At 64.7% G+C, this 20,448-nt stretch carries 23 protein-coding genes; 11 read left to right on the top strand and 12 right to left on the bottom strand.

Going from position 1 to position 20,448, the window contains the following annotated elements; genetic code table 11:
* Genes A9W99_RS11775 through A9W99_RS11765 form a run of 3 tightly spaced genes read right to left on the bottom strand, consistent with a single transcriptional unit; the run spans position 1 to position 3,365 of the window.
* On the bottom strand, positions 1–1,089 hold the full coding sequence (locus A9W99_RS11775; protein ID WP_067377292.1) for an acyl-CoA dehydrogenase family protein: 1,089 nt from the start codon (positions 1,087–1,089) through the stop codon (positions 1–3).
* Positions 1,076–1,984, bottom strand: coding sequence for an acyl-CoA dehydrogenase family protein (locus tag A9W99_RS11770; protein WP_067377287.1), 909 nt, complete (start codon positions 1,982–1,984; stop codon positions 1,076–1,078). The genes A9W99_RS11775 and A9W99_RS11770 overlap by 14 nt, the downstream gene beginning before the upstream one ends.
* Positions 1,962–3,365 (bottom strand): class I adenylate-forming enzyme family protein, encoded by a 1,404-nt coding sequence (locus A9W99_RS11765; RefSeq protein WP_067377283.1) that lies wholly within the window; start codon positions 3,363–3,365, stop codon positions 1,962–1,964. The genes A9W99_RS11770 and A9W99_RS11765 overlap by 23 nt, the downstream gene beginning before the upstream one ends.
* Before the next feature lie 95 nt (positions 3,366–3,460).
* Between A9W99_RS11765 and A9W99_RS11760 the strand changes: the two genes are divergently transcribed.
* Entirely contained in the window at positions 3,461–3,784 is a 324-nt protein-coding gene (locus A9W99_RS11760; protein ID WP_067377484.1) for a 2Fe-2S iron-sulfur cluster-binding protein, read from the top strand.
* A gap of 29 nt (positions 3,785–3,813) precedes the next feature.
* Positions 3,814–4,128: a DUF4286 family protein gene (locus A9W99_RS11755; protein WP_067377280.1), complete on the top strand. Its 315-nt coding sequence runs from the start codon at positions 3,814–3,816 to the stop codon at positions 4,126–4,128.
* Positions 4,129–4,278: 150 nt separating this feature from the next.
* On the opposite strand, the gene A9W99_RS11750 is transcribed toward A9W99_RS11755, so the two are convergent.
* From A9W99_RS11750 to A9W99_RS11735, 4 genes are read right to left on the bottom strand one after another with little or no spacing between them, the layout of a single operon-like run.
* Positions 4,279–5,322: a CaiB/BaiF CoA-transferase family protein gene (locus tag A9W99_RS11750; protein ID WP_082929956.1), complete on the bottom strand. Its 1,044-nt coding sequence runs from the start codon at positions 5,320–5,322 to the stop codon at positions 4,279–4,281.
* On the bottom strand, positions 5,319–6,275 hold the full coding sequence (locus A9W99_RS11745; protein ID WP_067377278.1) for an LLM class F420-dependent oxidoreductase: 957 nt from the start codon (positions 6,273–6,275) through the stop codon (positions 5,319–5,321). Before A9W99_RS11745 ends, A9W99_RS11750 begins: the two co-directional genes overlap by 4 nt.
* Positions 6,260–6,688 carry a cobalamin-dependent protein gene (locus tag A9W99_RS11740; RefSeq protein WP_067377275.1) on the bottom strand — a complete coding sequence of 143 codons (429 nt, stop codon included), beginning with the start codon at positions 6,686–6,688 and terminating at the stop codon, positions 6,260–6,262. Before A9W99_RS11740 ends, A9W99_RS11745 begins: the two co-directional genes overlap by 16 nt.
* Positions 6,688–8,265 carry a methylmalonyl-CoA mutase family protein gene (locus A9W99_RS11735; protein ID WP_067377272.1) on the bottom strand — a complete coding sequence of 526 codons (1,578 nt, stop codon included), beginning with the start codon at positions 8,263–8,265 and terminating at the stop codon, positions 6,688–6,690. Before A9W99_RS11735 ends, A9W99_RS11740 begins: the two co-directional genes overlap by 1 nt.
* 130 nt (positions 8,266–8,395) lie before the next feature.
* Here A9W99_RS11735 and A9W99_RS11730 point away from each other — a divergent pair, with 130 nt between their 5' ends.
* Together A9W99_RS11730 and A9W99_RS11725 are read left to right on the top strand one after the other, a co-directional pair.
* Positions 8,396–9,919, top strand: coding sequence for an amidase (locus A9W99_RS11730; RefSeq protein WP_067377270.1), 1,524 nt, complete (start codon positions 8,396–8,398; stop codon positions 9,917–9,919).
* Between the two features lie 78 nt (positions 9,920–9,997).
* Positions 9,998–10,513, top strand: coding sequence for a hypothetical protein (locus A9W99_RS11725; protein ID WP_067377268.1), 516 nt, complete (start codon positions 9,998–10,000; stop codon positions 10,511–10,513).
* Between the two features lie 74 nt (positions 10,514–10,587).
* Here A9W99_RS11725 and A9W99_RS11720 read toward each other — a convergent pair whose 3' ends face one another.
* On the bottom strand, positions 10,588–11,400 hold the full coding sequence (locus tag A9W99_RS11720; RefSeq protein WP_067377261.1) for a class I SAM-dependent methyltransferase: 813 nt from the start codon (positions 11,398–11,400) through the stop codon (positions 10,588–10,590).
* A gap of 60 nt (positions 11,401–11,460) precedes the next feature.
* Entirely contained in the window at positions 11,461–12,165 is a 705-nt protein-coding gene (locus A9W99_RS11715) for a M15 family metallopeptidase (protein WP_371514952.1), read from the bottom strand.
* Between the two features lie 94 nt (positions 12,166–12,259).
* Between A9W99_RS11715 and A9W99_RS11710 the strand changes: the two genes are divergently transcribed.
* Positions 12,260–13,186 (top strand): TIGR03564 family F420-dependent LLM class oxidoreductase, encoded by a 927-nt coding sequence (locus A9W99_RS11710; protein ID WP_067377258.1) that lies wholly within the window; start codon positions 12,260–12,262, stop codon positions 13,184–13,186.
* Positions 13,187–13,195: 9 nt separating this feature from the next.
* On the opposite strand, the gene A9W99_RS11705 is transcribed toward A9W99_RS11710, so the two are convergent.
* Positions 13,196–13,621, bottom strand: a complete 426-nt coding sequence (locus A9W99_RS11705) for an SHOCT domain-containing protein (protein ID WP_156623064.1) — start codon at positions 13,619–13,621, stop codon at positions 13,196–13,198.
* 227 nt (positions 13,622–13,848) lie between these two features.
* Between A9W99_RS11705 and A9W99_RS11700 the strand changes: the two genes are divergently transcribed.
* From A9W99_RS11700 to A9W99_RS11675, 6 genes are all read left to right on the top strand, one after another.
* Positions 13,849–15,219, top strand: coding sequence for an NAD(P)/FAD-dependent oxidoreductase (locus A9W99_RS11700; protein WP_067377252.1), 1,371 nt, complete (start codon positions 13,849–13,851; stop codon positions 15,217–15,219).
* Positions 15,220–15,286: 67 nt separating this feature from the next.
* Positions 15,287–15,805: a nuclear transport factor 2 family protein gene (locus tag A9W99_RS11695; protein WP_067377247.1), complete on the top strand. Its 519-nt coding sequence runs from the start codon at positions 15,287–15,289 to the stop codon at positions 15,803–15,805.
* Positions 15,806–15,816: 11 nt separating this feature from the next.
* Positions 15,817–17,469 (top strand): pyruvate, phosphate dikinase, encoded by a 1,653-nt coding sequence (locus tag A9W99_RS11690; protein WP_082929963.1) that lies wholly within the window; start codon positions 15,817–15,819, stop codon positions 17,467–17,469.
* Positions 17,462–18,067: a MarR family winged helix-turn-helix transcriptional regulator gene (locus A9W99_RS11685; protein ID WP_067377245.1), complete on the top strand. Its 606-nt coding sequence runs from the start codon at positions 17,462–17,464 to the stop codon at positions 18,065–18,067. Before A9W99_RS11690 ends, A9W99_RS11685 begins: the two co-directional genes overlap by 8 nt.
* A 360-nt stretch (positions 18,068–18,427) precedes the next feature.
* Positions 18,428–19,228: a hypothetical protein gene (locus A9W99_RS26055; protein WP_082929954.1), complete on the top strand. Its 801-nt coding sequence runs from the start codon at positions 18,428–18,430 to the stop codon at positions 19,226–19,228.
* 94 nt (positions 19,229–19,322) lie between these two features.
* A complete protein-coding gene (locus tag A9W99_RS11675) occupies positions 19,323–19,571 on the top strand; it encodes a hypothetical protein (RefSeq protein WP_067231574.1) in 249 nt (82 codons plus the stop codon).
* A gap of 110 nt (positions 19,572–19,681) precedes the next feature.
* Here A9W99_RS11675 and A9W99_RS11670 read toward each other — a convergent pair whose 3' ends face one another.
* Complete coding sequence (locus tag A9W99_RS11670) at positions 19,682–19,933, bottom strand: hypothetical protein (protein ID WP_067377243.1); 252 nt, start codon at positions 19,931–19,933, stop codon at positions 19,682–19,684.
* 136 nt (positions 19,934–20,069) lie between these two features.
* The gene (locus A9W99_RS11665) at positions 20,070–20,441 is read right to left on the bottom strand and encodes a hypothetical protein (protein WP_067377239.1); all 372 of its coding nucleotides are present in this window, start codon (positions 20,439–20,441) and stop codon (positions 20,070–20,072) included.
* Positions 20,442–20,448 lie beyond the last annotated feature (7 nt).

Genomic DNA, 20,448 nt, shown 5'->3' with positions numbered 1-20,448 from the left:
TCAGACCCCCAGTCCCAGAATCCGCGACGCGATGATGTTCTTCTGAATTTGTGATGTCCCGCCCATCACGCTCTGCGCCCGGCTGTACAGATACGCGCTGAGCAGGTCCGGGTCCCGGATACCGGCGACCGCCAGCGCGGCGTGCCCGACGGATTGCTCGACACAGGTCATCAGCAGTTTGTCGAGCGATCCCTCGGGCCCGTGCGAGACGCCGTCCAGCTGTTCGGACAGCCGCCTGCGGACATGGTGAGTCAGCATCTCAGATTGGACCGCCGCCCATGCGAGTTCTTCGGGTACCGGGCCGCTGTTGCGCGCCAACAGGTCTCGGACGAGCTTGCCGTATCTTGCCGCATAACCGAGGGTCGACGGTTCGCGTTCGTGGCCGACGACCGTCATGGCGACCGCCCAGCCGTCACCCGGAGCCCCGACCATCCGGTCCGCAGGCACCGTCGCGCCATCGAAGAGCACCTGCCCGAACTCGTTGGTCACACCGTTCATCATGCGCAGCGGACGTTGTTGAATGCCAGACTGTTTCATCGATATCACGAATGCCGACAGACCGCGGTGCCGTTTGGCCTCGGGATCGGTGCGCGCCAGCAGCAGGCACCAGTCGGCGACGTCGGAGTAGCTGGTCCAGATCTTGTGCCCCTGCACCACATAGTGGTCGCCCTCGTGTGTGGCGGTGGTGGTCAGCGACGCCAGATCCGAGCCGGCGCCAGGCTCACTGAAGCCCTGGCACCACCGCTCGCTGCCGTTGATGATGCCCGGCAGAAAGCGCCGGCGTAGCTCGTCGCTGCCGTGCCGGCCGATGCCGTAAACCAGGTAGCCGACGCTGGGGCGCGGCGGAGCGCCGGCGCGCACCAACTCTTCGTCGACGATGACGTCGTACACCGGCGGCAGTTCCTGCCCGCCGTAGTCGCGGGGCCAGGACAGCCCGAAGAAGCCGTTGTCGTAGAGAGCCCGATGCCAGTCGGCCATGCGCAGCCAATACTCGTCGCCGGAGCCGGAAAACTCCTTGGCATGCAACGCAAGCCAAGATCGCAGCCGCTCCCGGAAGGCGGCCTCGTCAGCCGAATCACGAAAGTCCAAGATCGATCTCCTTCAGCGTTACCGGCCACAGTTCGGTCGACGTCAGCGCACGGCGCAAATAGACGTGCACCAGGCAATCCCAGGTGTTGCCGATGCCGCCGTGTACCTGCACCGCGGTCTCGCAGACGGTTCGGGCGGCGCGCGCACAATAGATCTTCGCCACCCGTGCGGCTCGGATGGCTTCGGCCGGTTCCAGTTCGTCGACCGCCCATGCCGCATGCCGCAGCACGCTCACCGAGCCTTCGATCAACGCCAGAGATTCAGCCAGTAGGTGCGCTATCGCTTGGTAGGACCCGATCGTATTGCCGTACTGTTCGCGGATTTTCGCGTAGTCGCAGGCGACGGCATGCGCACCGCGCGCATCTCCGACCAGGTCCGCCGACGTGGCGACCAGCGCGAGGGCCAGCCACCGCCCGGCGGCCTCTTCGGACATCTCGCCGATGGCCTGCGGCGTTCCCGCGATGACAGCCTCGGCTCTGGTCAAATCCGCGCCGGCACTAGCGGTGTCCAGATCGGCGGCCAGGACGGTGGTACCGGAGAGCAGCAGTGCGCGTTGACATCCGCGGGCGTCGATCGCGCGATCGTCGACAGCCACGGTCGTCGGCTGCGCGGCGTCCGCCCCGACGTGGCGCGCGAGATCGTCGGCGAGCACCGGCCCGAGAAACGGCGCATCCACCAAACGGCGGCCGAATTCCTCTGCGACTATTGCCACCTCGACGCCTGAGGCACCGTCGGAGCGCAATGCTCGCCAGCCGGTGGTCGCAATCTGCTTGTCCAGCCGCATGATTCGAGCCGCGTCATCGAGGTCCTGCACCGCGGCGGGCCCAAGATCGTCGGCCAGCTTTGCGGCGGCGTCGCGCAATTGCTGCTGTTCAGCTGTCAGACGTACATCCATAGCGCTCCTTGAGAAGTCGGCGCAGCACCTTGCCTGAGGGCAGGCGCGGAATATCGTTCACGAAGACGACGCGGCTCAGGCGTTTGTAGGATGCCAGCTTCTGGTCCACCACGGCCATCAGCTCGGCGGCCTCGACGGGTGCGCGCGGCGCGACCGCGGCGACCACCGCGTCCCCGTTCGTGCCGTCCGGAATGCCGAACACCGCACAGTCTTTGACGGCCGGATGACCGTGCAGCACCATTTCGATTTCGGCCGGCGCCACCTGGAAGCCGCGCACCTTGATCATTTCCTTGAGGCGGTCGGTGATCCGCAACCAGCCGTCGGCGTCCAGCCAGCCGACGTCCCCCGTCCGGTACCAGCCGTCGTACATCGACTCCGTCGTCGCCTCGGCAGGCAGGTAGCCGGCCATCAGCGAATCCGACCGTGCCTGGATCTCACCGACCTCGCCGGGCCCCACCGGTGCACCGGTTTTCAGCGACACCACCCTCAGCTGCACACCGGGCGCCGCTGGTCCGACGGTGTCCAGGCGCACCTTGTCCAGCGGGTTACACGCGATGACCGGGAGTTCCGTGGTGCCGTACGCGGGCACCCAGCCGATGCCGGTGCGTCGGGTGACCGTTTCGGCGACGCTTGCGCTGACCGGCGTCGCACCCCACATGATGAATCGCAACGACGAGAGATCGTAGGACTCCAGATCCGGGTATGAGGCGATGGCCAGCGCGATCGGTGCCACCGCCATTTCGACTGTGATGCGGTCCTTTTCGATGCACCGCAGCATCTGCTCGGTTTCGAATCGCCGGTGCAGTCGCATCCAGGCGCCGGTACGCAGCGCAGTGAGGATGTTGAGCAGGCCCAGAATGTGGGACGGCGGCGTGGCGATCTGGATACGGTCCCGCTCGGTCAGCTGCAACGCCGCGCGCCACTGCCGGACGGCCGCGTCCAGCGACCGGTGGGTGTGGCGGACGGTCTTGGGCAGACCGGTGGTCCCGGAACTGAACACCAGCAGCGCATCGTGGTCCTGCAGCGGCGCAGCGGCCACCGGTCCTGCGGCAGCGATTGGTTCGTCCAAGTGCAGCATCGGCATCAGGCCGGCGAGCACTGGCTGGTCGCCGACGGCGTGGGTCGGGCTCGTCAACCCCAGGGCGTGGTCCACCTCGTCGCGCTTCCACGCGGGACTGATCAGCACAGCAGCCGCGCCAAGTCGCCAGATCGCCAGCACGACGGCAACGAACTCCGGCCGGTTGGACGCCATCAGCGCGACCCTGCTACCAGCACAGGCGCCCATCTTCGTCAGCGCCGTGACGAAGCCGTCGGCCAATGCGTCGAGCTGCGGACGGCTGAACCGCCGTTCCTCGCACACCAACGCCGCCGGCTCAGTCACGTCTTGTCCCGAAATCCCTTTGAGAAGATACTATCGCTGAGAGAGAATAGTATTCTCTATACTGAAGAACGCAAGTACAGGAAGGGGTGGTCTCGGTGACGACCCCGATCATCGAGGAGACGCCACGGGTGACAGGTCCGGTGAACGGCGGCACCGTAACGATCCACCTCGACCGTAAGAAGGTGACGGTGCCGCTGGTTCCTGGCGAGACCCTGCTGGAAAGCGCGCGACGGGCCGGCCTCGACCCGCCGTTCAACTGCGAGGCCGGTAACTGCGGCACCTGCATGGCCAGGCTCAGCGAGGGCCACGCGACCATGCGGGTCAACGACGCACTCGAAGACGACGAGGTGGCCGACGGCTACATTCTGACGTGCCAGGGCGTACCCGATACGCCTTCGATCACGGTGCACTACGAGTAGTCGACGCGCAGTCGCAGAGAGGCGGCGAAATGGCCAAGGGGATCATCCACGTCGAGACTCGACCCAGTTCGCCCGATCGCGATCAGGAATACAACACCTGGTACGACGAGGTACACCTGCCCGAACTCGTGGCACTGGACGGATTCGTCTCGGCGCGTCGACTGCGTCCGGTCGACGGCGACGGTCCCTACCTTGCGCTCTACGAGATCGAGGGTGATGACCTTCAGGCGATCCTGGACAACATGCGGGCCAACGCACGGCGGCTGCACATGTCCGACGCCTTGCAGTTGGACCCGCCGCCGGTGATGCGGCTACTCGAGGTGACGACGGAGTACATCGGGTGATTGCCCATAACACGGGCACCATCGGACTCGGCAGTCAAGCGGGAGAAGGCGCAATCGATTGCAAGACATACCCAGCTTGGCGGTACGCAAGTGACTTGTGCGACTGGTGACGCCGCAGTCGACGCCAGCCCCCGTCGAGCGACTGCCGCATCAAGCCGGTCCGGCGTCACCCAGGTTCGGCGGCGGCCGATACTCGGGTTGATAACCGTTCACGTGAATCGGGTTGCCGACCAGTCGGAAGTCGCCGGCCCGCACAACTACTTCCGGCGTCGCCTCCAGCGCCTGGGGCAGCGTCCGGACGGCCGCCGCCGGAACTCCTAGCGGACGCAGCCGCCGCTCCCAGCCGGCGGCGGTATCGGTCGCCAGCATCGCCGTCACGACGCCCAGCACCTCGTCGCGGCGCGACACCCGTTCCGCCATCGTTTCAAAACCGCCGATACCAGCCTCGGCGGCAAACGATTTCCAGAATCCGTCGTGTGTGATGAACAGGGCCAGGTAGCCGTCGGCGGTCGGGAACAGTTGCGCCGGAACATAATACGAATGCGCACCGTAGGGATGGCGCTGCGGCTCGGTGCCGTCGTTGAGGTAGGCGGCGGCATGGTAGTTGAGCTGAGACAGCATGACGTCGCGCAGGGAGACATCCACTTGCCCGCCCTGGCCGGAGACGATTTTGGCCAGAAGTCCCAGGGCCGCGGACATTCCGGTGGAGTTGTCGGCCGACGAGTAACCGGGCAGTGTCGGCGGACCGTCCGGTTCTCCCGTCAGTGCGGCGGTTCCGACTGCCGCCTGAACCACGTAGTCGAATGCCGGATCGTCGCCGCCGTACAGACCGAAGCCGGTGATCGCTACGCAAACGATTCTTTCGTTCCAGCGTCGCAGCGTCTCATAGGTCAGCCCCAGCCGGTGGATGGCCGAGGGTTTCAGGTTCACCAGCAGCGCGTGTGACTCGGCCGCCAGTTCGCCCAGGCGTCGTTGTCCCGCATCGGAATTCAGGTCGAGGCGAATGCTGGACTTGTTGCGGTTGAGGCTGGCGAAATAGCTGTCCCCCACGCTGCGGGAGATCTCACCGCCGGGCGGCTCGATCTTGATGACCTCGGCGCCGAGATCGGCAAGCAGCATGGTGGCATACGGTCCGGCCAGCATGGTGCCGACCTCGAGGATCCGGATGCCCGCCAGCGGCGCGCTGGATGTCACCGCAACTCCGTTGCGAGCGCAGCGATCATCTCCCGCGTCCGGCGCTTGGAGGCGACCAGTTCGTCGCGGTTGTCGCCGATCGGCAGGAGTCGCACCGACAGATCCGTCACACCGGCGTCGGCGAAGCGGCGCATCCGGGCCAGAATCTGTTCCGAATCGCCGGCGGCACACAAATCGCCGACATCGCGGGCGTCGCCGCGTTCGAGCAGGCGCTGGTAGTTGGGCGACACCTCGGCCTCACCGAGGATGCGGTTGGCGCGCTCCTTGGCCTCGTCGACTTGGGAAGGCGCACAGAGGCATACGGGAATACCCGCGACGATCCGCGGGGCGGGACGTCCGGCATCCGCGGCCGATTTGGTGATCTTCGGCGCGATGTGATCACCGATTGCGCGCTCGTCTGCCATCCACAACACGGTGCCGTCGGCGAGTTCACCGGCGAGCTGCAGCATCACCGGTCCCAGCGCGGCGACCAGTACCGGCATCGGCGTATCGGCCCCGATCGCCATCGGATTGTGCACGGTGAACGAATCGTTCTCGACGTCAACCGATCCCGGCCCGGCGATGGCCGCATTGAGAACCTGCAGGTAGTCGCGGGTGTAGGCGGCTGGCTTCTGATACGGCAGGCCGAGCATGTCGCGGATGATCCAGTGGTGCGATGGCCCGACGCCGAGCGCCAACCGTCCACCGGCCACCGCGTGCGTCGAAAGCGCTTGGCGGGCCAGGGCAATCGGATGCTGAGCCTGCAGCGGCACCACCGCGGTGCCCAGCTCGATGCGCGAGCTGTGTGCTGCCATCAGCGACACCATAGTCAGGCAGTCGAAGTCGTTGGGCACCTGCGGCATCCACGCGGTGTCCAGGCCGGCCGACTCGGCCCATTCGATGTCGGCGGCCAGCTTGGCCACCTTGCGGGCCATATCGCCACGCTCGGCGCCGATCATCACTCCGATGCGCACTGCGTTTCCTTAGGCTCGGGGTTCGGCGTACCGGTCAATGCGCGGATATCGCGCACCAGGTCCTCCAGCGGTGTCCCGGTGGGGAATACCGCTGCGGCGCCGGCCGATAACAACTTCGGCATGTCGGCATGGGGGATGGTTCCGCCGACGACGACGGCTATATCTGCCGCGTCGGCCGCGCGCAATGCCTCGATGGTGCGCGTGGTGAGCGCCAGGTGAGCACCGGACAGGATGCTCAGCCCCACGACGGCCACGTCTTCCTGAACGGCGATCGACGCGATGTCTTCGATGCGCTGGCGGATCCCGGTGTAGATGACCTCGAACCCGGCGTCGCGCAAGGTGCGGGCGACTATCTTGGCGCCGCGGTCGTGCCCGTCGAGGCCCGGCTTGGCCACCAGAATCCGAACCGCCATCAAAACACCACCGGTTGCTGGAACTCGCCCCACACGTCCTTCAGCGCGGACACCATCTCACCGATCGTGCAGTAGGCGTTGGCGCAGTCGATCAACTTGGGCATCAGGTTGTCGGATGCCTCAGCGCTGCGCGCCAGCGCCGCTAAAGTGGATTTCACTGCGCCGCTGTCTCTTTCGGCCTTGACTTTGGAGAGGCGCTTGAGCTGCAGATCGCGGCCCTCGGCGTCGAGTTCGTAGGTGACGATGTCCGGCTCGGGCTCCTCGGAGACGAACCGGTTGACTCCGACCACCGGGCGGGTACCGGCCTCGATCTCCTGGTGCATCCGGTAGGCTTCGTCGGCGATCAGGCCCTGCAGGTAGCCGTCTTCGATCGCGCTGACCATCCCGCCGTGGCGTTCCAGGTCATCCATGATCTCGACGATGCGGGCCTCGGTGGCGTCGGTCAGCGCCTCGACGAAATACGAGCCGCCGAGCGGGTCGGCGACGCGCGCGACACCGGTTTCGTGCGCCAGGATCTGTTGGGTGCGCAGCGCCAGCGTGGTGGACTCTTCGGTCGGCAGCGCGAACGGCTCGTCCCAGGCGGCGGTGAACATCGACTGGACGCCGCCCAGTACGGCCGCCATCGCCTCGTAGGCCACTCGAACCAGGTTGTTCTGTGCTTGCGGGGCATACAGCGATGCGCCACCGCATACGCAACCGAAACGGAACATCGACGCCTTGTCCGTCGTCGCCCCGTAGCGCTCGCGCACGATCGTGGCCCAACGCCGCCGTCCCGCACGGTATTTCGCGATTTCTTCGAAGAAGTCGCCATGGGTGTAGAAGAAGAAAGAGATCTGCGGGGCGAACTGGTCGATAGTCATGCGGCCGCGTTCCACCACGGTGTCGCAATAGGTGACGCCGTCGGCCAGAGTGAACGCCATCTCCTGCACCGCGGTGGCCCCGGCGTCGCGGAAGTGCGCCCCGGCTACCGAGATCGCGTTGAATTTGGGCACCTCGGCCGCGCAAAACTCGATGGTGTCGGCGATCAGCCGCAACGACGGCTCCGGCGGCCAGATCCAGGTGCCGCGCGAGGCGTACTCCTTGAGGATGTCGTTCTGGATCGTGCCGGTGAGCTTGGCCCGCGGTATCCCTTTGCGTTCGGCGGCGGCCACGTAGAACGCCAGCAGGATCGCCGCCGTGCCGTTGATCGTCATACTCGTGCTGAGCTTGTCCAGCGGAATGCCGTCGAACAGGATCTCGAAGTCAGCCAGCGTGTCCACCGCCACGCCGACGCGGCCGACTTCCTCGCTGACCTCGGGATCGTCGGAGTCGAACCCGCACTGGGTGGGCAGGTCGAGCGCCACGGAAAGGCCCGTGCCGCCCTGCTCCAGCAGGTAGCGGTACCGGCGATTGGATTCCTCGGCGGTCCCGAAGCCGGAGTATTGCCGGAACGTCCACAGCTTGCCGCGGTACCCCGACGCGAAGTTACCCCGGGTGAAGGGGAACTCCCCCGGCGGTGGAGGCTCAGTACTGCGGTCCTCCGGGCCGTATACCGGCGCGAGCGGAATGCCCGACGCGGTCTGGGCTGCATTATCCATCAGTGGATAACGTACTTGCAAAAAAAGAGAATGCCAATACCGTATCGCTGACCTGGACAAACAGCACAATGCATGGCAGCTGCAGCGGGTGCTGGCGCCCTTTAGGCTGCTCTGGATAACGGAGGTCGACATGGCGGTATCCCAACCATCCGACGCGGACATTGATGCCGCGGTCAGGCACTTCGGTTTCCACCTCGACGCGGACGCGCGACGGAACTACGCAGCGGTCGTCGCGACCACGCTGATGTCGTACGACGTGGTCGACCAGCTCTATGACAAGGTCGCCCGCCCGGTGCCGCCCGAGCGGGCCTATCGATTCCCCGCGCCAGCCGACAACCCGCTCGGAGCCTGGTATGTCACCACCGAGATCGCCTCGGGCGCCGACGGCCCGCTGTCCGGCCGAGCGGTGGCGATCAAGGACAACATCGCCGTCGCCGGAATCCCGATGATGAACGGATCTCGGGTGGTGGAAGGCTTCATTCCCAGCCGGGACGCGACCGTTGTGCAGCGGCTACTCGACGCCGGCGCGATCATTGCCGGCAAGAGCGTCTGCGAGGACTTGTGCTGCTCGGGATCGAGCTTCACCTCGGCCAGCGGACCGGTGCGCAACCCGTGGGACCGCGAGCGTGAGGCGGGCGGATCGTCCAGCGGCAGTGGCGCGCTGGTGGCCGACGGCGCGGTCGAGCTGGCCGTCGGGGGTGACCAAGGCGGCTCGGTACGGATCCCCGCGTCGCTGTGCGGCATCGTCGGGCTCAAGCCCACATATGGTCTGGTCCCCTACACCGGAGCGTTTCCGATCGAAAGGACGCTCGATCACCTGGGCCCGATGACTCGCACAGTGGCGGACGCCGCACTTCTGTTGACAGTGCTGGCCGGACCCGACGGTTACGACCCACGCCAGGGACATGAGGTTCCCGCGATCGACTACCGGGCGGCGCTCACCGGCGATGTGAGCGGGCTGCGGGTGGGCCTTGTGGTCGAGGGCTTCGGGCAGCCGGGTGCGCTGCCGGCGGTTGATGAGCTGGTTCGGTCGGCGGCCCAGCGGTTGACCGAGATCGGCTGCACGGTAAGCGAAGTCAGCATTCCATGGCACCGCAGGGCACTTCACGTCTTCGCCGTCATATTCACCGACGGCTCCACCTATCAGATGCTGGAGGGCAACGGTTACGGATTGGGCGTGGACGGACTCTACGACCCAGAACTCATGGCGCACTTCGCAAAACAGCGGGCCGGTATGTCCGATCAATGCGCCGTCACGATCAAGGCAACAGCGGTGGCCGGCCATTACGGACTGAACCAACTTGGCGGGGTGTCTTATGCGAAGGCGCGTAATCTGCTGCCGCACTTGCGGGCTGCCTACGACGCGGCGCTGGCCCAGTACGACGTGTTGGTGATGCCTACGGTGCCGGGCACGGCCGACATGCTCCCCGAGGGCAACCCTTCGGATTTCGTTCTGCTCGAACGCGCGCTCGGCAAGGCGTTCAACACCGCACCTTTGAATGTCACGGGCCATCCAGCGATTTCGGTGCCCGCCGGTCTGGTCGACGGCCTGCCTGCCGGAATGATGATTGTGGGCAAGCGATTCGACGATGCGACCGTGCTGAAGGTCGCTGATGCGTTCGAGTCTCTCTGCGGCGGCTTCTCCACTCCATAGCGCGAGAGTGCGCGAGCAGACGCAACGGCGACAACCGTTTAGCCCCACCAGCCGGACTTTTCAGCGCAGAATGCGGATATGACGGATGCGTTTGACAAGGGGTCTCGGCTTTACGAAGGGTTACCGGGGATCGGGGGGCTACTGCGGCGCCAGCGGCAGGAGGCCGAGCGGATGGCCGCCGCACTCGTCGAGGCGGTCTTGCGTGACAGAATCGGCCTTGATGCCATCGTGCGGCGCCTGGACATCGGCGCTATCGTCGCGCGACTGGACATCAAAGCCATTGTCGCCCGACTGGATATCGGCGAGATTGTGGAGCGGCTGGACATCGACGCCATCGTCGCTCGCCTCGATTTGGACGCGATTGTGGAGCGGTTGGACATCGACGCCCTCGTGGCCCGACTGGACGTGGGAGCGATTGTCGACCGGCTCGACATCGACGCCATCGTCGCGCGTCTCGACATGAATGAGGTGGTGGCCCGACTCGACTTCTCCAAGTTGACCGACCAAGTACTTGAGGACATCGACCTGCCAAAAGCAATCATGCAGGCCGGTGCTTCAGCGGTCCGCGGTCGCCGCCCGCGGAACAAGATCTAACGCGAGAGTGCGCGAGCAGACGCAAAAGCACCCGCACGCACGGCGTGTCGGGTGCTTTTGCGTCTGCTCGCGTGCTAAGTCCGGCACAGGATTTCGCCGTTGGGGATCGCGAGCCAACCATCCGGGGCTCCAGCCCAGGTCAGCCACGCCGCGGAGATTTCCTCGAGCTCGGCGATAGTGGCCATGCCCGACTCCACCAGTTGGCGCGACAAGTCCGACTGAAGAACACGGTCTGCCCACATCCCGCCCCACCATTCGCGGGCTTGGTCGGTCGCGTAGCACCACATGCTGCCGGTGGGTGTGATGTTGTCGAAGCCGGCCGCACGCGCCCAGGACAGCAGTCGCCGGCCCGCGTCGGGTTCGCCGCCGTTGGCGCGGGCCGCGCGTCGATAGAGATCCAGCCAGCGATCGAGAGCCGGAAGCTGCGGATACCAAATGAAACCCGCATAGTCGGCGTCGCGGGCGGCCACGAGTCCACCCGGGGCGCACACCCGCCGCATCTCGCGCAGCGCCTGCACCGGGTCGGCCACATGCTGCAGCACCTGGTGGGCATGGACGACGTCGAAAGTGTCGTCCGGAAAATCGAGCGCATGCACGTCGGAGATCGCGAACGACACGTTCGACACGCCACACGCCTGCGCCTCAGCGCGGGCGAGGTTCAGTGCGGCGTCGGTCGGCTCGACGGCCGTCACCGATCCCGGTGCGATCCGGTCGACGAGGTCGACAGTGATTGTCCCAGGGCCGCAGCCGATGTCGAGTATGGACATTCCCGGCCGCAGATAGGGCAGCAGGTATCCTGCCGAATTCTCCGCTGTCCGTTGCCGGTGGCCACGCAGCACCGACTCGTGATGTCCGTGTGTGTAGACAGCGCGGGGCTGCTCGTTCATGGCGAGAGCTTACCTCCGCACGGCCGCATTTTGGGATAGCTATCTTACTATCTGAGACAGCTAGTCCACCGGCGCATTGAGATGTGGCCGGTCGACGCCGGCGCCGGGTCCGTCGAAATGCCACCACTCACCCTGATAGACGGTCAATCCGCCGGAGTTCATCACGTCTCGCAGGTGCTTGCGGTTCGCCTGGGCCGCCGCAGTGACGCCCTGAGTTGCGAAAGCGTTTGCGCGTGAAGAAAAGTCGTCGAAGTCCGTACCCATGTCGGCCAGGCATGGCCCGTTCGGCTGTTCACGCTCAGGGGGGCACGGTGTCTGCGGGAACGCGAATGTCACGTCCACCGACCGGCCCGCTTCGTGGCTGTGCGCATACTGCCCGGGACGTGCCACCCACGCTGGGTTGGGGACGACGTTGAACATCTTGATCTGGACGTCATGCGGCCGATAGCAGTCCCAGAGCACCAGCCTCTGCCCCTGTGAGCGGAGTGCCGTCGCGGCGGCCGTAAGGCCAGGAGCCATTGATTCGTGCACGAGGCATCGTGCGTCGGTGGGATATAGCTGCGTCTGGGTGAAATTGTTCGTGGTGGCGTAGCGCAAGTCGATGATGGCATCGGGAACCGCAGTGCGGACGTCGACGAGCCCGGCCGCGTGCGCCGTGTCGCTCACCGGCGGCACACCTGGATCCGAGGGATCGGCGGCGGCAACGGACAGAGCCAGCGGCGCGATCGGTCCCACACAGGCCACGGCCAGAAGCACCCGTCGAATAAAGCTCATCCGAGTATTGTCCGCCAACCGATGTCGGTGTTGCCGTGCAGACACGCGTTGCCAAACGGAGGCTTTGTGGCGTAGGGAGAAACCCATGCGCATGAGTCTGATCGCGAACCTGTCCAACAAGTCCCCCGTCGACAGCTGCGTCCGCGAGCTGACCAAGGCACGCGACGACGGCTTCGACCGCCTCTGGATGACGCAGATGCCATACGACGTCGACCTACTCACGGTGCTGGCCGTCGCGATGCATGAAGTAAGCGACATCCGGGTCGCCAGCGGGGTCGTACCGATCCAGAACCAGCACCCGATGCTGATGGCCCAACGTGCGCTGACGCTCAACCTCATTGCGGGCGGGCGATTCACCCTCGGTTTGGGGGTCACCCACCGCGCTGTGACCGAGGGGATGTGGGGAATCTCCTGGGATCGCTCGGTGCGGCGCTTGAGAGAGTTCCTCGACGGCCTGCTTCCGCTGCTCGCCGGCGAAGCCGTGAACGCAACGGGCGAATTGCTGACAACCCGGGGCTCGCTACAGATTTCTGGTGCACCGACGCCGGAGGTGTACCTCGCGGCACTGGGTCCGCAGATGCTTCGACTGGCCGGCCGGCGCACCGCCGGAACGATCACCTGGATGACCGGACCGAAAACGCTCAAGGAGCACATAGTGCCCACTCTGCGTACCGCGGCCGAGGAGGCTGGGCGCCCAGACGGAGCTGTCAGCGTTGCCGCCGCACTCCCCCTCGCAGTCACCGAAGATGTGGCCGCGGTGCGGTCACTGGCAGCCGAGCAGTTCGCCATGTACGGCCACCTGCCTTCCTACCGGGCGATGCTGGATCGCGAAGGCTATGCCGGACCGGAGGACGCAGCGCTAATCGGTGACGAGGCGACGATCCGTGACAGGCTCGACGACGTCCGCGCGGCCGGAGTCGACGAGTTCGTCGCGATCCCGTTCGACACATCATCCGAAGGGCGGGACAGGACACGAACCTTCCTGCGCGACTGGGTTTCTCGATCAGCGTGAGGCGCTTGGCTACTGTCCGAGCAGCTTTCGCTTCTGGGCCTCATAGTCGGCGTTGGAAAGGGCGCCGCTGTCGCGCAGTCGCATCAGTTCAGTGAGGCGGTCCAACGGGTTGGCTTGCTCTTGCATCCATCTCTCACGCATTTCGAAAGTGGCTTGGCTAGCCGCATTTCGAGCCTCAGCGGATTGATCCAAGACGACTCTACGATGATCTGACGGGTCATATAGCACGGAAACGAACCAGTCCATGCGTGGGCGCTCCGCCTCCCACAGCCACGCATCGAGATTTGCTTCAAACGGCGCTTCGCCGTCGGGCTGCACCCGCACCGTCATCGTCCAAAGCGCGCGCGTCGCCTCGGTGGGCGGGGTCTGATAAAACGGGTCCGACGTTTGGTAGAGGCCAGATACTTTGCGCCGCGTCGACAAAACCATCGCCATCGCCGGCTTTCCGTGCTGGCGTAGCTTGCGTTCCAGCCGCCGACTACCGATACCGAACACGGGGGTCCTCGCTCTCTGCTGCTGCTTCGCGTGAACTACAACATGGTTCTCCTGACTGCATTCGGGTCCGACTCACCCGAGATCTCATCGCAACCTTAGATTTCTCTTAATTTTCTTATTTTTGGGTGTAGTGTCGTTCCCGGCACGTCCCACATGAAGGGAGCGCGGTGAACGAGCTCGGCGAACACGCCGTGGTGTGTGGAGCGGGGATGGCGGGATTGCTTGCCGCCCGGATTCTTGCGGAGTTCTACCGGAGCGTGACGATCGTCGAACGTGATCGGTTACCCGACGGTGCCGCCCATCGCCAAGGAGTGCCTCAGGGTCGGCACTTTCATGCCCTGTCGATCGGCGGCTCACAAATATTGGAACGTTTGTTCCCTGGGCTGCTCGACGAACTCGAGGCCGCCGGCGCGACGGTCTGCGCCGACGGCAACCTGTCACGAGTCTCGTTTCGGTCGGGAGGCCATGAACTCAACCGGTCGGGCCAGTTTGCCGACCCTGCTGCGGTGGTGATGTTTCTGATCAGCCGTCCGCTCTTGGAATGTGCTGTCCGGCAACGTGTCCGCGGTATCGCGAACGTGGTCATCCTGGACGGCCACGACGTCGTCGGGGCGGTTGCGCAGCGGCCCTCGCAGATCAGCGGTGCTCGGATCGTCGAACGCGACACCGGCGCGGAGACGGTTCTCGGCGCCGACCTGGTGATCGACGCGATGGGCCGCAGCGCACGCACACCGGCGTTGCTCGAGAGCCTGGGCTACGGCCGCCCCGTCGAGCAGCCCGCGGTGATGCACGGCAGCTATTCCAGCCAGCTATTGCGCATCCCGGACGGAATGATCGCCGAGCGATTGATCTTCGTCTGCCCGGAAGCTACCCGGCCGACCGGCGGGGCACTTGCGGCTTATGAAAACGGCACCTGGATGCTCTCGGTCGGATGCGTTGACGGGCGCCAGCCACCCAGGGACTTGGCCGGCATGATCGCGCTGTTCGCGCAGTTCGCACCAGCTGCCGTCGTCGCGGCGTTGCGTGCGGGCCAGCCTGTGGGGGACGTCTCGGTTACCCGCCACCGCGGTGTATGGCGACGCTACGACAAGATGACGGCATTACCCGCCGGCCTGTTGGTGTTCGGCGACGCGATATGCAGTCTCAATCCGATCTACGGTCAAGGCATGACGTTGGCGCTGCTGGAAGCGGTCGCGTTGGGTGACTGCCTGTCAGACGGAGATGCTGATCTGAGCGCACGATTCCTCCATGCTGCCGCCCGACGGCTACGCCCCGTCTGGGCGTCCAATCAAGCCAACGATCTCTACATGACCAAGCCGGACGGCCGACGGTCGTTATCGCAAAGGCTGGTCACATGGCGCATTGACAAGACACTCGCCGCGGCCGAGAACGATCCTGCGCTTACTGAGAGAATCTTCCGGGTGACGCAGTTCCTCGACCCGCCTTCGGCACTCTTGCGACCGAGTCTGATGAAGAGCCTGGCGGCCGGGCTGCGGACAAGAACACGCCGGCAAGTGGTTTCAACGACCAGCTCATGACGGAGTTTACGAACTATGGACGAACGCAACGACATTGCGATCCCGCGGGCAACCAGGAACGAGTCTGATGGACACTGACACGCCGATCACCGGCGACGCAGCCGTGTTGCGCGAGATCGAATCCATCAAGCAGCTCAAAGCCCGCTACTGCCGCTTCCTGGACAACAAAGAATGGGACAGCTGGCGGCAGCTATTCGCCGACGACTTCGTCAGCGACACCGCAGAGGCAGGCGGCAAGGTGATCCATGGCGCCGACGACTTCGTCGCTTTCACCCGCAAAAGCCTCGAAGGGCCTTCGCATCCCACCGCGCACCAGGTCCATGCCCCCGAGATCGAGCTGTTGTCGCCGACGACTGCCCGGGGTGTATGGGCCCTGGAGGATGTAGTCCGACTGGCGCCGGGCGTGAACCTACGCGGCTACGGCCACTATCACGAAACCTACGCAAAGATCAACGGGCAGTGGGTGTTCAAGAGCTCCAAGCTGACTCGTGTTCGCGAAGACATTTTCAATCCCTTTGTCTCCGTGTATATCTCGCATCGTATCCGGAAAGTGCTGATGCGGGCAGCACGCCGGGTGGTGAAGTGAGGGAGAAGCCGATGATCGGCACCGCGTCTGACGCGGCAGCGGACAATCCGCGTGATTGCTTCGCAAGCTCTCCGGTCGTTCTGCTGTCGGGTGAAACCGAGCTTCCGCGAGAGCTGCTCGGCAGCAAGGGCTACGGCATCAACACCATGCGTCGGCACGGTCTTCCCGTGCCACCGGCGTTCTGCATCACAACCGAGGTGTGCCGTCGGTATTTCGTCGATCCCGAATACACCATCGAAACCGTCTGGAACGGCGTCATGTCCGCAATGCGATGGCTGGAGAACGAGACCGCACGCAGTTTTGGTACCGGGCCACGGCCCCTGCTGGTCAGCGTCCGCAGCGGTGGCGCCCAATCCATGCCCGGGATGCTGGACACCGTGCTGAACCTGGGCATCGACGACGCCGTTTACGCCTCCCTCGCGGAGTCGTTCACCAGCAGTTTTGCCACCGACACCCGCGAGCGATTCCGCGCCTTGTATCGACGGGTTGTGGTCGCGGACCAGCACACCGATGTACCTGATGACCCGTATTCGCAACTCAAGGGCGCGATCGAAGCCGTCTTCAGATCGTGGAACTCGCCTCGGGCACAGAGCTATCGGCGTCACCACGACCTGGACGACGCCGGCGGCACCGCGGTGGTGGTGCAGGCCATGGTGTTTGGCAACATCGATGCCACCACCTCAGGCAGTGGAGTTTTGTTCTCCCGCAATCCGATGACCGGTGCTGACGAACCGTTCGGAGAATGGCTGGCCGGCGGCCAGGGAGCCGACGTCGTCTCCGGCACCAAGGACTGCCAGTCCGTCAGTGCGTTGCGTGCCGTAATGCCTGGTGTGTACGAGGAATTGGTTTCGGCCGCAGCCACTCTCGAGCGGCTCGGCCGCGACGTGCAAGACATCGAATTCACCGTCGAGGAAGGCCGGCTCTGGTTGCTGCAAATGCGTAGCGCCAAACGCTCCGCGCAAGCCGCCGTCCGTCTCGCACTCAAACTGTACGAAGAGGGGGTCGTCGACGCTGTTGAAGCACTGAGCCGCGTCCACCCCGCCCATGTGGAAGCCTTGTTGCTGCCGTCGCTGCAGCCCGAAACGCGTTTCAGCGCACCGCTGCTCGCCAGAGGCCTGCCCGCTTGTCCCGGCGTGGCGTCTGGGCGGGTCTACTCCGAGGTCGGGGAGGCCATCGACGCGGCCGAACGAGGCGAAGACGTCATCCTGGTGCGGTCCGATACCAGCCCCGACGACGTGCAGGGCATGCTCGCCGCACGCGCCATCGTCACCGAAGTCGGCGGTGCCACCTCACATGCGGCAATCGTGAGCCGCGAGATCGGCCGACCCGCGGTCGTCGGGTGCGGAACGGGGATTGCCAGCGCCCTCGACGAAAAGCTGATCACCGTCGACGGCACCGAAGGTGAAGTCCGCGAAGGAATTTTGGAGCTACGCGCTTGGTCGATGACCGACTCGCCGGATCTGCAGCAGTTAACTGACCTGGCACGCCAGGTCAGCCCGCTTCGCGCTCATGTCGAAGGAAATTACTTTCGGCTACAAGATAATTCCGATGCTGCCGTGCGAGAAGCGCTGGTCGCGGGTCACACCGACGTTGTCTGTGACACTCCGCTGATAGCCATGCTGACCGCGGTTCGGGCGGCGAACGAAGGAGTCATTGGTGCTTGAGCTGAAGGTCTTACAAGCCGTGCGCCTCAAAGGCAGAGTCACCTCAGCGGATCTCGCCGCCACGATCGGCGAGGATCCCGCTGGCGTCTCTGAAACCGTTGGCTCACTATGCGATTCGGGTCTCCTGATAGCGGACAAGGTCGTGCGGCTGTCGCCGCAAGGCCGAGAGCGGCTGGCCGAGTTGCTCAGTCAGGAACGCTCGTCGGCCGATGTTGCCGCAATTCTGGAGGACTATGAGAAGTTCCGCGGTGTCAATGCGGAATTCAAGGCTTTGGTGACGGACTGGCAGGTCAAAGACGATGAGCCCAATGACCATCAAGACCCTCGGTACGACGGCGAAGTTCTGGCCCGGCTGGACGACGTACACAAAAAGGTGCTGCCAATCATCGGCTCGATAGCCGGCCAACTGCCGCGGCTCGGTTTCTACGCTGACAAGCTGAGCGACTCGTACGAGAAGATTCGCGGCGGGGACACCACGTGGTTGGCGCGGCCGCTCGTCGACTCCTACCACACGGTCTGGTTCGAGCTGCACGAAGAACTGATCGCGGCCGCCGGGCTGACGCGGGGCGGTGAAGCGGCCGCCGGTCACGCGCAATAGCCGCTCTGAACTCTGGTGGCCAGGGGCGGGATCGAACCGCCGACCTTCCGCTTTTCGGTCGAGAGTTGTGGGCACATCGCAATGGTTGCGAAAAGCTATGTGTCGCAGAGCGTTAGCATCCGTGAGTATTGTCGACGGTTCTCAACGATTCTCGGCGTGTCGCGGGCATTAAGGACGAATAATCGTCAACCGGCAATACAACATATTGACTTCCCCGCATAGGGCGGAAGGCCCCGGCGGGCTGCGTCAAACAGCACCAGGGGATGCGGGGCGGGATCGCCATCATACTTCGTAGACCCATGCGCTGATCGCGGCGTTGCGATTCGCTGCACGCGTATCGACATGTGCAACATTCATTAGGTGAGCGACGTGACGCACGGGCTGACAGACGATTGGGCTGAGCAACAGTGGGCAAGGATGGTGCCGGTGATCGACGCCATGGTCGATCGAATACAGGATCCCACCGAGTTTATCGTGCGACCGGGGTCGGCGCTTGCTGCTGACGACCGAGTCAGCGCCCCCTATCAAGTGTCTCATTGCGCTCGGATGTGTCTTAATTCGGGAGTCGACCATCTGCACGCCGTGAAGACACTAATAATCGGCGACGAGCCGCTCCTGCACGCGGCGGCAGACTATAGCCCGATTCGGGGCGCTCTTGAGAACTTCGCGACCGCGTTCTGGGTCTTACACCCGCCGGCGTCGACCATCCGGGTCGAACGTGCGCTGCGGTGGATGGCGAAAAACTTTAAACAACAACACCAAGCGACGGACGTTCTTAGTCTGCCCGGCGACATTGGGCTGCAGGCCAAACTCGACAAAGTCGTCGACGTAGCCCAAAGATCCAGTTGCGCAAACGTTTTGGGCGGCTACACCAGCACACAAGCAGTGAAATACGCGGAAGAACACGCCACCCACAAGTATGTGCTGCTGATGTGGCAAGTGTGCTCCGGCTTCGCGCACGGTCGACCTTGGGCGAACCTCGGAATGAACGCGATGGAACAACACGCCACCCATGAGGAAGGCGTCGTCACTGTCCGAATGACAACTGATTACAAGCGTCTGGCGGCCGCGGCGCTGCCCGCTTACCACCTGATGCTAGATGTGTTCGGCCGGTTCACACCGATGACCCCTCCAAGGCCCTGTCGGAGATGGAGGGGTTGAATCCGGGCTCGACGTGGGGTAGCACAGCAGTGAACCGAGTGGCACCGTCATTCGTTTACTGGTTGTCGGGGACCATCAACCGGAGGTATCGATCATGTTTGACGCGACCCGATCACTCGTCTTTGCTGGGGCAGCAATGCTGACGCTGGGCTTCAGCACCCCCATCGCCAATGCCGACCCGCCAGCGCCCGGCTCCCCGTGCGGCCCCGACAAGGTGATCACGACCATCAACACCTGTGAGCCGCTCAACTCATCGTGCACGGGGTATGACGGCATGGTGATTGGGCGAGTGGCTGCTGATGGGCGGTGCGTGATTCCCGGGCAGGACGGCACCCGGTGGTAGCTGGGTCCGCTTCCCAGGCAGCTCTACGCTGACCGGTTAGCATATCCCAGAAGCCGCCGGCCGTCGAGATTGCCTGCGTCCGACCCGCGAACCCTCGATAGACTTTTCACTCAGATGGCGTCCTCGTCCCACGGCGCAGCGGCGACCACATCGAGGTCGATCTCGTCGACGCCGTGAGCATCAGCCCACGCCTGCCGCGCTTCCTCCCACACGTCAAAGCGGGCTACCGCGGCCTTCATCGACGCCCGGTCGTCGGGTTTGCCGTAGGGCGGCTCACCGCGGCTGGCGCACCACACGCGGTAGTCGACCACCCAGACCGGCGGCGTCACCACGTCGGGGTCGTCGGGCTCGCGGCGCTTCACCGGATGCCCACCCGTGCCAGCAGACGCCGGCGCCGCTCCGACCGTGCAGCCAACGCCTGCACATACTCTCGTTCGGAGTCGTACCAAATCCCGTCGAGCCGCCAGCCCCGCGGCCGCTCAGCCGGACGCCGACGCATTACGCCAGCCCCGGTAGCTGATAGACACCCCTGGCCCCGACACGGCGCTGTGGACGACGGTGCGCCGCGTTGTCATCCTCCTCGCCAGCAGGCAACCGTAGCGCGGCGGTCAACCGCGCCAACGCGATCCGCGCCTGCCTGGCTTCCACCACGGCCGGATGCGGCTTGGACCCATGCGGGCCGGTTGTCATCACGCCCTCGCGGGCTGTGATCAGGGCGAGGCGGTCCAAAAGGTCGACGGTGCGCACCATTTCGCGCAGCAGGGCCAGCTCGTGCTCTTCCAGCTCATACTTGCCCAGCACATCACGCCACAGCTTGGCGCCGTTGCGGCCGGTTCTGCGCGGCGGTGCTGGGAGTTTCGGCTTCGTCATGGTTTTC

This window comes from Mycobacterium sp. 1164966.3, assembly GCF_001665395.1.
GTDB lineage: Bacteria > Actinomycetota > Actinomycetes > Mycobacteriales > Mycobacteriaceae > Mycobacterium.
Note: the sequence above shows the minus strand (reverse complement) of the source record. Positions and strands in the feature narration are given on the sequence as shown.

What these genes read in the sequence shown, in the direction of transcription:
- A9W99_RS11730 (WP_067377270.1), top strand. Translation starts at nt 8,396, where the DNA reads ATGGCGGTATCCCAACCATCCGACGCGGACATTGATGCCGCGGTCAGG.
- A9W99_RS11665 (WP_067377239.1), bottom strand. Translation starts at nt 20,441, where the DNA reads ATGACGAAGCCGAAACTCCCAGCACCGCCGCGCAGAACCGGCCGCAAC.
- A9W99_RS11755 (WP_067377280.1), top strand. Translation starts at nt 3,814, where the DNA reads ATGGCCAAGGGGATCATCCACGTCGAGACTCGACCCAGTTCGCCCGAT.
- A9W99_RS11740 (WP_067377275.1), bottom strand. Translation starts at nt 6,688, where the DNA reads ATGGCGGTTCGGATTCTGGTGGCCAAGCCGGGCCTCGACGGGCACGAC.
- A9W99_RS11710 (WP_067377258.1), top strand. Translation starts at nt 12,260, where the DNA reads ATGCGCATGAGTCTGATCGCGAACCTGTCCAACAAGTCCCCCGTCGAC.
- A9W99_RS11720 (WP_067377261.1), bottom strand. Translation starts at nt 11,400, where the DNA reads ATGAACGAGCAGCCCCGCGCTGTCTACACACACGGACATCACGAGTCG.
- A9W99_RS11725 (WP_067377268.1), top strand. Translation starts at nt 9,998, where the DNA reads ATGACGGATGCGTTTGACAAGGGGTCTCGGCTTTACGAAGGGTTACCG.
- A9W99_RS11675 (WP_067231574.1), top strand. Translation starts at nt 19,323, where the DNA reads ATGTTTGACGCGACCCGATCACTCGTCTTTGCTGGGGCAGCAATGCTG.
- A9W99_RS11695 (WP_067377247.1), top strand. Translation starts at nt 15,287, where the DNA reads ATGGACACTGACACGCCGATCACCGGCGACGCAGCCGTGTTGCGCGAG.
- A9W99_RS11770 (WP_067377287.1), bottom strand. Translation starts at nt 1,984, where the DNA reads ATGGATGTACGTCTGACAGCTGAACAGCAGCAATTGCGCGACGCCGCC.
- A9W99_RS11690 (WP_082929963.1), top strand. Translation starts at nt 15,817, where the DNA reads ATGATCGGCACCGCGTCTGACGCGGCAGCGGACAATCCGCGTGATTGC.
- A9W99_RS11735 (WP_067377272.1), bottom strand. Translation starts at nt 8,265, where the DNA reads ATGGATAATGCAGCCCAGACCGCGTCGGGCATTCCGCTCGCGCCGGTA.
- A9W99_RS11705 (WP_156623064.1), bottom strand. Translation starts at nt 13,621, where the DNA reads ATGGCGATGGTTTTGTCGACGCGGCGCAAAGTATCTGGCCTCTACCAA.